Annotated in this window: 11 protein-coding genes and 1 pseudogene; 9 read left to right on the top strand and 3 right to left on the bottom strand. The window is 44.3% G+C overall.

The window, feature by feature from the left end; translation table 11 throughout:
• Positions 1-16: 16 nt before the first annotated feature.
• From FCL45_RS06590 to FCL45_RS06570, 5 genes are all read left to right on the top strand, one after another.
• Entirely contained in the window at positions 17-1,063 is a 1,047-nt protein-coding gene (locus tag FCL45_RS06590) for a radical SAM protein (protein WP_136799966.1), read from the top strand.
• A gap of 33 nt (positions 1,064-1,096) precedes the next feature.
• On the top strand, positions 1,097-2,530 hold the full coding sequence (locus FCL45_RS06585; protein ID WP_136799965.1) for an SIR2 family NAD-dependent protein deacylase: 1,434 nt from the start codon (positions 1,097-1,099) through the stop codon (positions 2,528-2,530).
• A 6-nt stretch (positions 2,531-2,536) separates the two neighbouring features.
• Positions 2,537-3,385 (top strand): radical SAM protein, encoded by an 849-nt coding sequence (locus tag FCL45_RS06580; protein ID WP_136799964.1) that lies wholly within the window; start codon positions 2,537-2,539, stop codon positions 3,383-3,385.
• A 35-nt stretch (positions 3,386-3,420) separates the two neighbouring features.
• Complete coding sequence (locus tag FCL45_RS06575) at positions 3,421-3,849, top strand: NUDIX domain-containing protein (protein ID WP_136799963.1); 429 nt, start codon at positions 3,421-3,423, stop codon at positions 3,847-3,849.
• A gap of 69 nt (positions 3,850-3,918) precedes the next feature.
• On the top strand, positions 3,919-5,307 hold the full coding sequence (locus FCL45_RS06570; RefSeq protein ID WP_136799962.1) for an esterase/lipase family protein: 1,389 nt from the start codon (positions 3,919-3,921) through the stop codon (positions 5,305-5,307).
• 313 nt (positions 5,308-5,620) lie between these two features.
• Here the strand turns inward: FCL45_RS06570 and FCL45_RS06565 are convergent, their stop codons facing one another.
• Complete coding sequence (locus FCL45_RS06565; RefSeq protein WP_176359988.1) at positions 5,621-6,757, bottom strand: IS4 family transposase; 1,137 nt, start codon at positions 6,755-6,757, stop codon at positions 5,621-5,623.
• A 116-nt stretch (positions 6,758-6,873) separates the two neighbouring features.
• Between FCL45_RS06565 and FCL45_RS24800 the strand changes: the two are divergent.
• The 4 genes and pseudogenes from FCL45_RS24800 to FCL45_RS06550 all read left to right on the top strand — a co-directional run.
• A pseudogene (locus FCL45_RS24800) lies at positions 6,874-7,050 on the top strand (phage integrase N-terminal SAM-like domain-containing protein); the annotation flags it as partial.
• A gap of 69 nt (positions 7,051-7,119) precedes the next feature.
• A complete protein-coding gene (locus FCL45_RS24795) occupies positions 7,120-7,461 on the top strand; it encodes a tyrosine-type recombinase/integrase (RefSeq protein WP_267314018.1) in 342 nt (113 codons plus the stop codon).
• A 63-nt stretch (positions 7,462-7,524) separates the two neighbouring features.
• The gene (locus tag FCL45_RS06555; protein ID WP_217907682.1) at positions 7,525-7,671 is read left to right on the top strand and encodes a hypothetical protein; all 147 of its coding nucleotides are present in this window, start codon (positions 7,525-7,527) and stop codon (positions 7,669-7,671) included.
• A complete protein-coding gene (locus tag FCL45_RS06550; RefSeq protein ID WP_176360006.1) occupies positions 7,661-8,845 on the top strand; it encodes an IS91 family transposase in 1,185 nt (394 codons plus the stop codon). Before FCL45_RS06555 ends, FCL45_RS06550 begins: the two co-directional genes overlap by 11 nt.
• Positions 8,846-9,408: 563 nt before the next feature.
• Here FCL45_RS06550 and FCL45_RS06545 read toward each other — a convergent pair.
• Together FCL45_RS06545 and FCL45_RS06540 are read right to left on the bottom strand one after the other, a co-directional pair.
• Positions 9,409-10,689 (bottom strand): carbohydrate porin, encoded by a 1,281-nt coding sequence (locus tag FCL45_RS06545; RefSeq protein WP_136798620.1) that lies wholly within the window; start codon positions 10,687-10,689, stop codon positions 9,409-9,411.
• A gap of 203 nt (positions 10,690-10,892) precedes the next feature.
• Positions 10,893-14,042, bottom strand: a complete 3,150-nt coding sequence (locus tag FCL45_RS06540; RefSeq protein ID WP_136798619.1) for an efflux RND transporter permease subunit — start codon at positions 14,040-14,042, stop codon at positions 10,893-10,895.
• Positions 14,043-14,067: the final 25 nt, after the last annotated feature.

Below are 14,067 nucleotides of genomic sequence, written 5' to 3'. Positions count from 1 at the left end.
GAACAACTAATGTGCTATGAAAATAGATAAAGAATTCATTGATTATTTTGATGGTAACCTGAAGCAGGTTTTTTTGTATATTACAGATCTTTGCAACTTAAGTTGCGATTATTGCCTGTATAAAACGACGATTGCAGATCGTTCAATTGAATATTCTACTGCATGCAAAATGTTAAAAATATTCAAAGAATATGGTGCGAAAAAGCTAACCCTAATTGGTGGAGAACCGACATTATACGATGTTGAAAATGACAATAAGAAATTGATGTCATTAATAAAATATAGTGCTGAGATTGGATATGAATATATTCGTCTTGATACTAATGGTCAACTCGATTCGAATTTTTTATTAACATCATCACTGAAAGATGTATCAGATTTTGCATTTAGCCTTGATAGTCACATAGAAAATGTAAACGACAAATATAGAGGTAATGGATCTTATAAAAGGTGTGTAAGTAGGATTAAACAGGCTATTCAAATAGGATATCCTACATCTGTTACATGTTGTGTCAATAAATCTAATTCAAGTCATTTGTCTGAATTTGTATATTTCTTGGCAGATATAGGTGTTCCGGTCGTAAATTTTCACCCCTTATTGGAAATGGGCATAGAAAGAGATAAGTTTACAGGTTTTTCCCATATTGATCCTCAAACATGGATTAATATTTATAGTGAAATGAGGAGAGAGGTTGAGAACGAGAGTCTCCCTATAAAGGTCCGAATTCCAAACCGATATGTGTCAAGGCCGGAGTATGATAAGGAGCCTAAAGCTTATAACTATTGCCCCGTAAGAATTGGGGAGAGAGTACTTGTACACCCGGATGGAAATATAAGGATATGTGCTCTATGTATCGGGACAAAGATGAGCATTGCTACTTATGATGAAAATTATATTAATTTTCAAGAAGGCAATCTTAGTGAAATATTTCCATCTCGACTAAAAAAGAAGCCATGTATGAGTCAACAGAAAAACTTTAATGGTACAGTCCCACTTTGCATTTCTTACAAGCCTCATCAGGATGAGTATGTATGGAATAATGAAAGCTATGATAGCATGTAATAGTTTGTTAATAGTTTATTATCAGTGATAATTATGAACAAGATACCGCCGTCATTAATAAATAGTTTTAAATATAATAATATCACATTTTTTATAGGTAGTGGTTTTTCAAATAATGCAAATCTACCATTATGGGACGATTTGATAGGTCAATTAGAGCACTCACTAATTGGTGACTCTTTAAATGACGATCAAAAAAAATTTTATGAGAAACTATCTCCAATTCAAAAAGCTCAGTATTTATATGATTGCGTGGGTAAATCAGATGTTATTGCTGAGGTTAAAGCAATTTTTGAGAGGTCTGTTAAGAGAACCAGATTACATAAAAGGTTAATGTCATTTCCTGTAAAAACAATAATTACAACTAACTGGGATGACTTGTTGGAGGAGGCAGCTAAAGAAGGTTCAAGTGAGGTGATAAGTGTTATTTGGGAAGATAAACAGATGTCCAGCATAAGAAACGGGCGGGTACTGCTTAAAATGCATGGGACGATAAATTATTCAGATTCAATTGTGTTTTCAGAAGACGACTATTATGATTTTATGAGGAATCAGACTCTAGTTAAGGAGTATATATCTACTGTATTAGCTACTAATACTATAGTATTTATTGGTTATAGTTTTAATGATTTTAATTTTAAGATATTGTTTGATTATGTGCGTGATAAACTTCAAAAATTGTCGAATTCGTCATATATTTTTCTCCCTAATCCGAGTGATGCAGAAGTAAGTTATCTCAACAAACGAGGATTAAAGCCCATTGTGTTTATGGCCTCTACGCATCAAGAGGCAACTGAATGTTTTATTGATGAACTGTCTGGTAACGTATCTGTGTCTGCATTAGATTCAGAGGATCGATTAAATATATTAAACAGAGAAAATTCTTACTTTTATAAGAAGGCAGAAGGTCAAATAATCAGGAATCATTCTAATATCGGTCCGCTTGGCACTCCGTTTGAGGCAGAGGATGAATTGCTTTTTTCAACTAGAAATCTTACTGATCTTGAAAGCGAATGTGCTAAATCATGGTGTCAACTACTAGAGAATGGCGCATTTGCTAAATGCTTAGTATGCTTGGACTTATACTGGGCCCTCTCTCGTTACCCAGATATAGATAAAAGGCAGGAGCGGTTTAAGAGATTTTTATCTCAATACAGAAAGTATTCAGGGTCAATCAGTTTGGTTGATATTGGTATTCCAACAGCAAATAATATTAATATATTGGGCAATGAGGTTTGCTTAGAGAGTAAAAGAATTTGGCACCAACAAGTATCGTATGATAAAGTGGTAGTACATCGGGAGCTGCCAGTAGTCGCTCAAAGTATATCTGAATTTGATGCCCAATTTGAACAAGTTAAAAATGCGAATTTAAAGGAAGCTGAAAAATATGGCTTTGCAGGTTCTGAAAGTGAGATGCTTGATAAGTTGATTGAAAGAAAAGTAGAATTAATATTATTAGCAGATTAGATTGAAATGAATAACTTAAAAGTTTCTGGCGTGTGTTGGACAACGACTGTCGATTGTAATATGAAATGCCCAATATGTTACGCATATTACAATAATAAAGATATTAATCCCATAATCTCAACTAAAGAAAAGTTTTTGATCATAGATAGGCTTGTTGATGAATTTGAGTTGAAAAAGATATCCTTTGGGGGTGGGGAGCCTTTGTTAACTAAGGATATATTCGAATTAATTCAATATGCTAAGTTGAAAGGTTTAAAAGTTGCACTGCATACTAATGGAAAGTTGTTGGGTCGTGAGAAATTACAACGTTTAAATAATATCCTAGACGAATTATCAATTCCACTTGATGGTGCTTATGCAGAACAACATGCATTGCATAGGAGTGATAATAAACATTATGAAGAAATTTTGAGTTTGTTGGAGATAGTTAAGAGTTATAACATCAAGACAGATATTTCTACTGTTGTTACAAAAAAAAATGTGTCTAAATTAAAAGATATATTCCTAATACTAAAGAAACATAGTGTCTATAAGTGGAAAGTCTTTAGATTTTATCCTCTTGGAAGAGGTTATGTTAATTCCAAGGAATTTTTTCTTACCGAAGATGAATTCCTTAAAAATACTTTATTTTTAAAAAGTTCTGACGATAGCATTCAGGTGGATATTAGGAACAGTAATGCTAGAACTATGAGGTCATATATCAATATCACTCCAAATGGTGAAATTTCCATGATATGTGGTTCATCATATAAATCATTTGGTCGGATTTTACAATTGAACGATATATCAAAGGTTCTTCTTAGGGAAGACTTTAACTTTGATGGCCACCAGATACGACATTGGAGAGAGAAATAGCCTAATCATTTGTTATAATTGAAATGGTGGTTTAAATGCCTAAATCATACCCTGAAATAATTGTCTCTGCGATTATATTGAATGATAATCATGAAGTTCTATTGCTTAACTCATTCAAAACATTTAACAAACTAACACTTCCAGGCGGACATCTTGAGCTAGGTGAAAGCTTAATAAGTGGGGTCAAGCGAGAAGTTTACGAGGAGACAGGTTTAACTCCGAAGAATTTTAAACTTTACAAATTCGTCGAATTTATTTATGGCAAGTCCTTTTGGAAAGAAAAGCATTTTATCTTTTTTTATTATACTTGTAGGTCAAAAAAGCAGAAGGTGCTTTTGAATGAGGAGCATCAAGATTTTGTTTGGTACCCACTTTCTTCAATTAAAGACTCTACAGGTATTGATCCATCTGCCCAATCAATACTTGAACAATATATCAATGAAGAAGTAACTGATATTAGTTAATAGTACACTGTTGTTAGTCTAACAATTTAAGTAGTAGTTATTATATGAAAATGACATTATGGGGGAAAGATGAGACTTCTTTTTATTCATGGGTGGAGTGTGACCAATACCAAAACCTACGGAGAATTACCCCAAGCACTTTCAAGTGCTGCGATATCATTTGATCTTGATCTAAATATTCAGCATCTTTACCTCGGAAGATACATTAGTTTTAGGGATGAAGTTACAGTAGATGATCTCGCAAGAGCTTTGGACCAAGCTCTACGCGATCTCCCTGAAAATAATGGTAAACATAGTATTGCTCCTTTTTCGTGTATCACTCATTCTACAGGCGGGCCTGTAGTCAGATATTGGATTGATAAGTATTACAGTGAAAAAGGTTTAGAGTTCTTGCCTCTAAAGCATCTTGTCATGCTTGCACCTGCTAATCATGGATCTGCGCTAGCTAAATTAGGTAAAACTAGAGTAGGTCGAATAAAAGCCTGGTTTCAAGGTGTTGAACCAGGGCAAAGGATTTTGGACTGGCTAAGTTTAGGTAGCGATGGTCAGTGGTCTCTTAACCAAAAGTATCTTGATTATGACTATATCAATAGTGGTTTCTATCCATTTGTTTTAACTGGGCAGGGTATTGATGAAAAGTTCTATGATTTTGTTAATAGCTATTTAGTTGAAAATGGGTCTGACGGTGTCGTTCGAGTTGCTGGAGCAAATATGAATTATCGATATTTATCCCTAGCGCAGAGTAGAGATCAAATTATACGCAAAAGACCAATTACCTTTGCTCTATTGCCTGAAGGTAATGTGAGAATTCCTGAGAAGATGTCTATTGGTGTATATAATGAGTATAGCCATTCTGGAACCAGAATGGGTATTATGCGGAGTGTAGAGAGTGATGATATTAATTCCCCAATTGTAACTGGTATCCTAAAATGTTTAAAAGTAGAAAGCCCAAAAACATATGAAGAAAGAGCTAAGGAGCTGGACAAACTAACTGAGCAGCAGCAAGCAGGAGAAGATAAATATTGCATGCTAATTTTTAATATACAAGATGATCACGGAGAGCAGATTGGGAAAGGTAACTATGATCTTTTCTTGCTAGCCGGAAAACAATACAAGCCTGAACTGTTACCGAAGGGTTTCTTTAAAGATAGACAGATGAACGATGCCACCGGCAGATTAATCTACTACTTGAATTATGAAAAAATGAAAGAAATTAAAGATGGTCAGTTTGGACTCCGCATTGTTGCTCGTCCTTCGAAAGGATTTTCGTATTATTGTGCTGGTGAGTTCCGTTCAAATGGTATTCCTGTTGAATCTATTTTAAGCCCAAACCAAACCACTTACGTGGATGTCAGATTACATAGGTTTGTCGATAAAAATGTATTTCGTTTCGATCCTGCTCAAGATGGTTCGGGGAGCTTTAAGAACATTAAACCTTCTGGTAATACAGTGAAATAGAGTAGCTTCTGATACATAGTTATTACAGATCAGCGAAGACTTCATTGGAAGACTACTTAAGTTGATTACCAAAGTGAACTGAACCGCTACGCAGAAAAACCGACCAACCAGCCTCCCTTTTGTCCCACCTCTTCCAGCATGAAATTCATTTCTACCATTACTTCTCTGATTGATAAGATACTGTAGTAGCGTCCTTATCAACTCAACCAAGGAGGTGCGTCATGAGTAGTCCGATCCGAGACGAGTTCGTCGAACACATGAATTTTCACGGTCTCACCCATGAGACCCAGCGTGGGTCACTGCTGTCTCATAGTTAATTCCACAATGCAAGTTGTGGCGAAAATTGTGTTTTTCCTGGTTTGTCAGGCGGCTTTAACAAGTCAGCCAACGGTCTTCTTTCAAAAATGTTCAATTGCAATAGCCTGAGCAGTTGCGTGAGCGATCCTTTGAATTTGGCCATGAATTTAAAATACGACAGCATTAGATAGACACAGAGGGCAATCCATAGCTGTGTAAGTACTGCGTTTTCAGATGTTCCAAGAAACGTCTTCACTTTTAGTTGTTGCTTGATCCACTTAAAGAACAGTTCGATTTGCCAGCGTTCTTTATAAATTGCAGCAACCTCTGATGCTTTGAGTTTCCTCGAATTTGTCACAAACTGATACTCAATGCCCGTTTCTGGATCAACATAGATAATCCGTCGAAAAGTGAACTGATATCCTGGAATTTTTATCTTTTGGTCTTCAAGAACATCAGGAGAATCGGGTTTACGTCGGTTGCCGTAGCGATAGACTTTTGCATTACTTTTAAGCCGTGTTACGAACGTTATTTTGCGTTTGTCGAGGGTCTCGTACCAAGTGTAATCGGTGAACCCTCGGTCAAAAACTACACAAGAACCGGCAGGCAGGTTAAGAGATCGTGCCCATTCGATTTCATGTTTTTTGCCCTCCGTCATATCCATGAAGACTGGAAGATAGCCACTTGCATCAAGGCCAAAATGCAATTTCATGGCACCCTTGGTTTTGCGGTAGTTAGCCCACGGAAACACTGAGAGACAGAGATTGACCATCGTTGCATCGAGTAAATAAATTTTACCCTTGAACTTGAACCTATGCTTCGGAGCATTCGCCTGGCACTTATGCAAAAGCTGAAAGAACATGGCTTTGAAAGTCTCATAAGGCTGTTGCTCATTGACACGAGCCAAGGTGGCCCGACTAGTTGGCCTCATACCCAAATGATACAAACGAGACTTTTGAACGGCCAGGTTGCTGACTAAGTCACGAAGGCTCTTTCTGGAAGTGAGTTGGGCTATAGTCATGGCGAGAAACTGGCTCCATCTGTTGAAGGAGCGAAACTTTTGTCCATGATGATGCTTTCTTGCCAGTTTCTCAAAATCATGTCTTGGGAAAAATGAAGCAATCTGATTTAGGATTGTGCTAGAATGAGCCATGGCTCGGATCTCCTTGTTATTATATTGTTTTTCGCAAATTCACTATAACACAAGAAGCTCTCCGAGCCTTTATTTATCCGTAATCACGTTATTATTTGTGAGACAGCAGTGAGCGTGGGTACATCAGTGGAGTCAGATGCCTGACAAAGTACTACAATCAGTCCCCGGAGAAGCTGAGCAATGACCAGGTGCGGGGCTATTTCCGCCATCTGCTGCTGGAGAAAAAACTGGCATGGAGTTCATGCAAGACCTATCTCTCAGGCATCACCTATTTCTACCGTCATATTTGCGACCGGGAGGTTGATGACCGCTTTGGCCTGCCGTCGAAACCACGGAGCAAGAAACTACCGGCCGTACTGTCAATGGAAGAGGTAGGCCGTCTTCTGGGCTGCATTGATAACCTTAAACACCGGGTTCTGCTCAAGACCATCTACAGCGCAGGGCTTAGTGTCGGGGAAGCTATTCGCCTCAAGCCGGAGCATATTGAAAGCGATCCGTCCAGGATGGTAATCAGGGTCCAACAGGGCAAGGGACGCAAGGATCGCTATACGGTTCTGTCCAGACAGTTGCTCCCTGAACTGCGGACCTATTGGCAGGAGTACAAGCCCAAGCTGTGGTTGTTTCCCGGCCAGAAGCCCGGAACCCATATCAGAAGTGCTTCCGTCTCGATGATGCTCTACGCAGCTAAAAAAAAATCGGCTTAACCAGGGAATGCAGTCTCCATACTCTCAGACACAGCTTTGCCACCCACCTCCTCTATAAAGGCTATGATTTATACCATCAGCCAACTGCTCGGCCACAGCAACATAGAAACAACGACGATCTATCTGCATCTGGTTCCAGCCAGGTATGTCCAACTCAAGAGTCCGCTTGATCTGCTGGACGAGACGAAGGAGGGAGCAGATGAAAGATAATGGCAACACACCGGAGATTGCCGATATCTTTCGCAGATATGGTGAGAAATACCGGGATATGCATGTGGTGGGATCTCAGCAATATAAGGTCATGAGACGCATCGAAATATGTCGGACCGTTGCCCTTGGAGGCCATGTCGAAGCTTGTAATCATTGCGGTTATAGCCGCAACGCATATAACTCCTGCCGGGACAGACACTGTCCGAAATGCCAGACCATGGTCAAGGAGAAATGGCTCAGTGACAGAAGGACAGAACTGCTGCCTTGCCCCTATTTTCACAACGTTTTCACTTTGCCGCATGAGCTTAATCCCCTGGTTATGGGCAATAAACACATTATGCTGACTCTGCTGTTTACCGCAGTCAAAGAAACATTGCAGGTCTTCGCCCGTGATCCGCAGTGGCGCCTTGGGGGCCAACTCGGCTTCATTTCCGTGCTTCACACATGGAATCAGAAACTCATGGACCACTACCACCTGCACTGCATCATCCCGGCAGGAGTTCTTTCATTTGATCGTACAAGCTGGACCGGCACCAGAAGAAAATATTTATTCCGGGTTCAGTCATTGGCGAAGGAGTTCAAAAAACGCTATCTGGACAAGCTAGAAAGGGCACATAAGAAAAACCTCCTTTCTTTCCCTGGCAAGGTTGCAGGGCTGCAAGAGAAAAAACAGTTCCTGACGTTCATAGAAACGTTGCGTGGCAAGCAGTGGATCACTTATGCCAAACAGCCCTTTGGTGGACCGGAACAGGTACTCGAATATCTCGGTCGCTATACCCACCGGGTGGCAATAACCAACAACCGGATCATTGCTATCGATGATGGCAAGGTTAGCTTCAGGTATCGGGACCGCAGCGACGACAATAAGGAAAAAGAACTTACCCTCAGTGCTGAAGAATTTATCAGGCGATTTCTCCTGCACGTGCTGCCGAGCGGCTTTACCAAAATCCGCTATTACGGCTTCCTGGCTCATGCTAACAAGAAAACCTGCATCGCTTTAATCCGCACCCTGATCGGTTCAGACGTCAAATATACACAGAAAACAGTGGAGACCGTTCAGGAGATGATGCTGCGCTTGACCGGCATCGACATCTGCTGCTGCCCGCAGTGCGGCAAGGGAAAGCTGGTCTATCTCAGGCCGATTACCGACCTGGCTTATGATGATAGCTCCTGATCAGGTTTCTGTATCAGGATTTATCTAATTTCCAGATATACCGATGTTGGATTCAACAGGATAGCTGCGTCTTGCACAGGTGAAGATTGCGAGCAAATACGTGGGTGCCATGAAAAAATATACATTTTGTCGCATAGCCAGCGTCATCAAAGACCAGTTTCGCCGGTTATGCTCGAAAGACCCGCTTCTCAATATTGCACCACGACCGATAAACAGTAATCAGGAACCGCAATTAATCCCCATAGCATAACGTTTCCGGCCACAACTCCCCCGCAGTTCAGTTCTCAAGGTTTATCAATAATTGCAGCATGTTTTGTTGTGAATTCAAGGACTGCCAGAGCGCAACTATTGATAAACCTATTCTGTAAATCATTACCTGCTCGACAAAAAAAGTCTCACAGCTGTCAGATTTGATTAAGACTCAACCCCTAAACGCGTCAGGTCTTTTCTACGTTGTGACGTTTTAACCACAACATAGAAAAGACCTATCGTTGCCCGGCCCCTGATCCTTCCTCACTCCAATACCGCAGGTCCCGGCAAGGCAGCCATAAACTCAGCAATGCTCATATATTCAAGTTGAACTTCAAACCAAGTACGGTCGCATCAGAGATATCTTCGGAACCGTTCGGGTTGATGATATACTGGAAAGTGGGCATCAGTTGCACCCCGTATCTCAACACAAAATTATAGGTAAGCTCCACCACAAGCTCATTGCCCCGTTTATGGTCGGAGACGAAATCGTGGGTATAGGTATTGTATTTTGAATGGTCAGAGTGGATGAATATCAGGCCAAGCTTGTCCCTGTCCCGCCCGGGGAACAACCCTTCGTAAAGAAAGCCAAGAGTGGAAGAGACAGGCAGGGCCGCAATCTCTTCATCCGTGTTGACCACCAGCGAACCAAAAAACGCCAGCCCCTGCGCCGGATCGTGCTGCTCTCTGGTCAACATCCAGTCAAGCAGCAGCCACAGTGAGAGATTGCCATCCGATTCACCGCCGGTCTTGAAGTTGGTAAAATCTCCGGTATGGTAATTCGCTCCCACCTTGATCACATTCTGCGTTCCGCCCTGCTCGGCCCGATCAAAAAAGAGGTGCACCTCACCGGTGAATGCCGCACCATTCAAACCAAGTTCCCAGTCCAGGCCGTTACTGTTCTGCTTCGTCCAGCCACCGTCAAAGATACCGAACTTCGCATCGACCATATCCGACACCCTGTACCTGGTATGAATGCCCGCAGTAGCATCGGGATAGGCATTCAGGGCATACGGGGTAAAGACACCTTTGGGGCTACCGCAGATGCCGTTATTCATGAAGTTGCAATAGAGATCTGAGCGGAGGAAGAGGTCGTTCATAACCAGTCGCCCGATATCCACCGACCATTCATCGGTAATCCGGGTGGTGAACTGAAAGTTGGTCAGCTTGGTTGTCTGTCCGCCAAAGGCTTCCTGGGGTTTGTTAAAATACTCACCGTAAATATAACGGCCATCCGGGGATGCGGCAGGGGCTATATACTCCTCTCCGAGGTTATCACCTTCACGACTTGAGACCTTCATCAGGAAAGTGGTCCTGGGAATACCCACCACCTTATCCAGATCCATCTTCAACTCTGCATTTATGTTATGGATATAGGTGGAGTCGGTATCTATACCGCCACCAAGAAGCGCCGCCGGTTCTGCCGTGTAACTCAAGCCCACATCAACCCCCGCCTCATGCAGACTGTTACGATACCCTTTCCAGTCGCCGGAAAGATTGTCGTCAAAAGAGTAGGGCCCACCTATGGCGAGTACCGGCATGAACAGTAAAAATAACAGAACACAAAGCAAGGAAAAGCCATGAAAACCTTTCATAGAGCCTCCAATGTGCAAACGTTTTATCTCGCATCAAGGGCCAAAGCCCCGCTACAGCTTCTCTCCGTCAAATGCTTTATCTCTTGGAAATGCTGCAAATATTGAATCAAAATTATCAATAAACAGGGTGTAATAACCAAATGCCTTTCTGCTCATCTAGTACTCTAATCAGTTCAGGTGGCATCGCGTGGACTGATTAGCTATTAGATCATCTCCCGATTACGGACTTCCTCCTGCACATCCACCACCAGCTCCCGCATGCTTTCAAGCAGCACGTAAACACATGGCACCAGCATGGTGGAGATCAGTGTGGCGGCTCCCATACCGCCGAGCACCACTACGCCAATCGATTTCATGGTCATCGCTCCGGCACCGGTGGCCACAGCTAAGGGAAAAACACCGAACACAAATGAGAGAATGGTCATCATGATGGCCCGGAAACGAAGCTGTGCTGCATTCACCGCCGATTCGATGATGGACATGCCGCTTTCTCGGCTCTCCTTGGCCACCTCAACAATGAGGATAGCGTTTTTGGAGGAAAGACCGATCAGCAACACCAAGCCTATCTGGGCGAACAGGTTGTTGTCGAGCCCGGCAAGGTTCTGGGCAAACAGTGCCCCCAGCATAACCAGCGGCACCGAAACCATGATCATGATCGGCAAAACCCAGCTCTCATACTGGGCGGCAAGTACCAGGTAGACCACGATCAGGGCGAAGGTGAAGACATAGATCTGGGCATTGCCCGCCAACCGTTCCTGATAGGACATTCCCGACCAGTCGAAACCATAGCTGCCGTCGGTCGGCAGCACCCGCTGGGCGATCTCCTCCAGGGCCTCCATGGCCTGGCCGGAACTGTAACCGGGGGCGGCCGAGCCGTTGATGGTGATGGTGCGGTACATGTTGTAATGGGGCAGATCGGAAGGGCCTATGGTCTGGTTCAGGCTGACCAGAGAGGCCACCGGCACCATTTTGCCTTCCCGGTTGCGGACAAACAGCTCATTGATATCCCTTATCTCACTGCGATACTCCATCTCGGCCTGGACATACACCCTGAAGACCTTGCCGAACTTAGTAAAATCGTTGATATACAAGGAGCCAAGATAGGTCTGCAGGGTGGTGAAGAGTTCGGCCAGATCGACCCCCAGCGCCGCCGTCTTGTTGCGGTCTATATCAATGCTGACAAAAGGATAATTGGGCGCGTAGGTGGTATAGGCCACCCCTATGCGAGGATCCTTATTCGCTTCTGCTATCAGTGTATAGGCATAGCTGACAAAGTTGTTCAGGTCCCCCGACAGATAATCCTGGAGACGAAAGTCGAAGCCACCCACCGTGCCGATGCCGGGGATGCCCGGGATATTAAACGCCACCACGTTCGCTTCGGTGATTCCCTGGGCCTTTATGTTCGTCTCGGCCAGGATGGTCTCGATATCCCTCTGCACTTTCTTGCGATCACCCCAGGAGTCCAGTGACACGAAGCCTGCTCCCGCACTGGTGTCAAGGGTGGCAGAGAGCATGTTGTAGCCATCGATCATCACCATATCCTTAACCCCTTCAATATCCTGCAGAATCTCCTCCAGTTCCTCGCGCACCTCGCTGGTGCGGTTCAGCGCCATACCTGGCTTGAGGTTGAACATAATGACTAGCACCCCTTTATCCTCTTCCGGAACAAAGCCGGTCGGGGTGGTTTTCAGCACCCATCCGGTCAATACCAACAGTCCGATAAAAACCAGCACCACCAGGTAACGAAGCTTAATCAGCAGTTCCACCAGCCGGATATACCAACGGGTAAGCCAGGCAAAGAACTTGTCGAACAGCTGAAAGAAAATGAACTTTCCCTGGCCTTCCGGCAGCCTCCTGACGACGATGGCCGATAAGGCCGGCGACAGGGTCATGGCGTTGAGCGAGGAGATCAACACCGCAAAGGAGATGGTCAAGGCAAACTGCCGGTACACCGACCCAACCAGGCCCGGCATCATGGAAACCGGTACGAACACAGCTACCAGCACCAGGGTGGTTGCGATGATCGGGCCGATAAGCTGCAGCATGGCCTTTTTCACCACTTGGGGGATGGTCAGCGCCGGCTCCTCATTCATGATTCGCTCAACATTTTCCACCACCAGGATGACGTCGTCAACCACAATGCCGATGGCCAGGATCAGGCCAAAAAGTGTCAGGAAATTAATGGAAAAACCCGCTGCCAGCATGGCCGCGAAGGTGCCGACCAGAGAAACAGGGATCGCCACCGAGGCAATAATGGTCGGCCGCCAGGAACCCAGAAAAATAAAGACGATCAGGATAACCAGGGCCACCGCGATGAAGAGGTTGACCACCACGTTCTGGATGGCCACTTCAACGAACAGGGTGGTGTCATAGGGGATTGAATAGGTGACACCCTCCGGAAAGCGCCGTTTCAGCTCCTCCATCTTGGCCACCGCCAGCTTCTTTATCGAAAGGGCATTGGCCTCCGGCAGCTGATAGATGGCGATGGAGGCGGCCGGCTTGCTATTCACCCTGGCGTTCCAGTCATAGTTTTCCGCACCGAGCTCGATATCTGCCACATCAGCCAGATACACCAAGGTGCCGTCATCCAGGTACTTGATAATGATATTCTCAAATTGTTTCACATCCTCCAGCTGGCCCTCGGTGGTGAGCACAAACTGCAGCTGCTGATCGTCAAAGGTCGGAGGTGAACCAAGCCTTCCCAGGGCCGCCTGCCGGTTCTGGGACTGTATCGCCGCCACCACATCACCGGGGCTGATGCCCATCGATTTTATCCGGTCCGGGTCCAGCCAGACCCGCATGGAGTACTTTTTCTCACCGAGGTTTTCCACTGAGCCGACCCCGGGAATACGGCGCAATTCGTCAAGGATATTTATGGTGACAAAATTACTTAAAAAGCTCTCGTCATACCGCTCATCACCAGTGAGAGAAAACAGACAGACGATGGCAGGCGACTTCTTATCAACCACCACGCCCTGCTGCCGCACTTCCGACGGCAGTTGCGGAGTGGCGATTGAGACCTTGTTCTGCACATCCACCGCAGCAATATCAATATCATAGCCAGGTTCAAAATAGACGCTGATGCTGGAATTGCCCGAACTGGTACTGGAGGACTGCATATAGATCATGCCCTTGACCCCGTTAATGCGATCCTCGAGGGGGCGTGTTACCGCCTCCTCCACCGTGAAAGCATTGGCACCGACATAGGTTGCGGACACAACAACGGTGGGCGGAGAGACATCTGGGTACTCCTGCACCGGCAGGATAAAGATGGAGACCAGCCCGGACAGGACAATCAGCAGAGAGATAACCATCGCAAAGATGGGCCGCTTGATAAAAAATATAGAAAACATGGCTACCCCGCTTATTTCACGAGCT

The sequence above is a fragment of the Desulfosediminicola ganghwensis genome (assembly GCF_005116675.2).
In the GTDB taxonomy this organism is placed as follows: domain Bacteria; phylum Desulfobacterota; class Desulfobulbia; order Desulfobulbales; family Desulfocapsaceae; genus Desulfopila; species Desulfopila ganghwensis.
This window is presented reverse-complemented; position numbering and strand designations above follow the sequence as displayed.

Coding starts and splice junctions, on each gene's coding strand:
- FCL45_RS06590 (WP_136799966.1), top strand. CDS start 17: ATGAAAATAGATAAAGAATTCATTGATTATTTTGATGGTAACCTGAAG.
- FCL45_RS06585 (WP_136799965.1), top strand. CDS start 1,097: ATGAACAAGATACCGCCGTCATTAATAAATAGTTTTAAATATAATAAT.
- FCL45_RS24795 (WP_267314018.1), top strand. CDS start 7,120: ATGGAAGAGGTAGGCCGTCTTCTGGGCTGCATTGATAACCTTAAACAC.
- FCL45_RS06540 (WP_136798619.1), bottom strand. CDS start 14,042: ATGTTTTCTATATTTTTTATCAAGCGGCCCATCTTTGCGATGGTTATC.
- FCL45_RS06580 (WP_136799964.1), top strand. CDS start 2,537: ATGAATAACTTAAAAGTTTCTGGCGTGTGTTGGACAACGACTGTCGAT.
- FCL45_RS06555 (WP_217907682.1), top strand. CDS start 7,525: ATGATTTATACCATCAGCCAACTGCTCGGCCACAGCAACATAGAAACA.
- FCL45_RS06570 (WP_136799962.1), top strand. CDS start 3,919: ATGAGACTTCTTTTTATTCATGGGTGGAGTGTGACCAATACCAAAACC.
- FCL45_RS06545 (WP_136798620.1), bottom strand. CDS start 10,689: ATGAAAGGTTTTCATGGCTTTTCCTTGCTTTGTGTTCTGTTATTTTTA.
- FCL45_RS06550 (WP_176360006.1), top strand. CDS start 7,661: ATGAAAGATAATGGCAACACACCGGAGATTGCCGATATCTTTCGCAGA.
- FCL45_RS06565 (WP_176359988.1), bottom strand. CDS start 6,757: ATGGCTCATTCTAGCACAATCCTAAATCAGATTGCTTCATTTTTCCCA.
- FCL45_RS06575 (WP_136799963.1), top strand. CDS start 3,421: ATGCCTAAATCATACCCTGAAATAATTGTCTCTGCGATTATATTGAAT.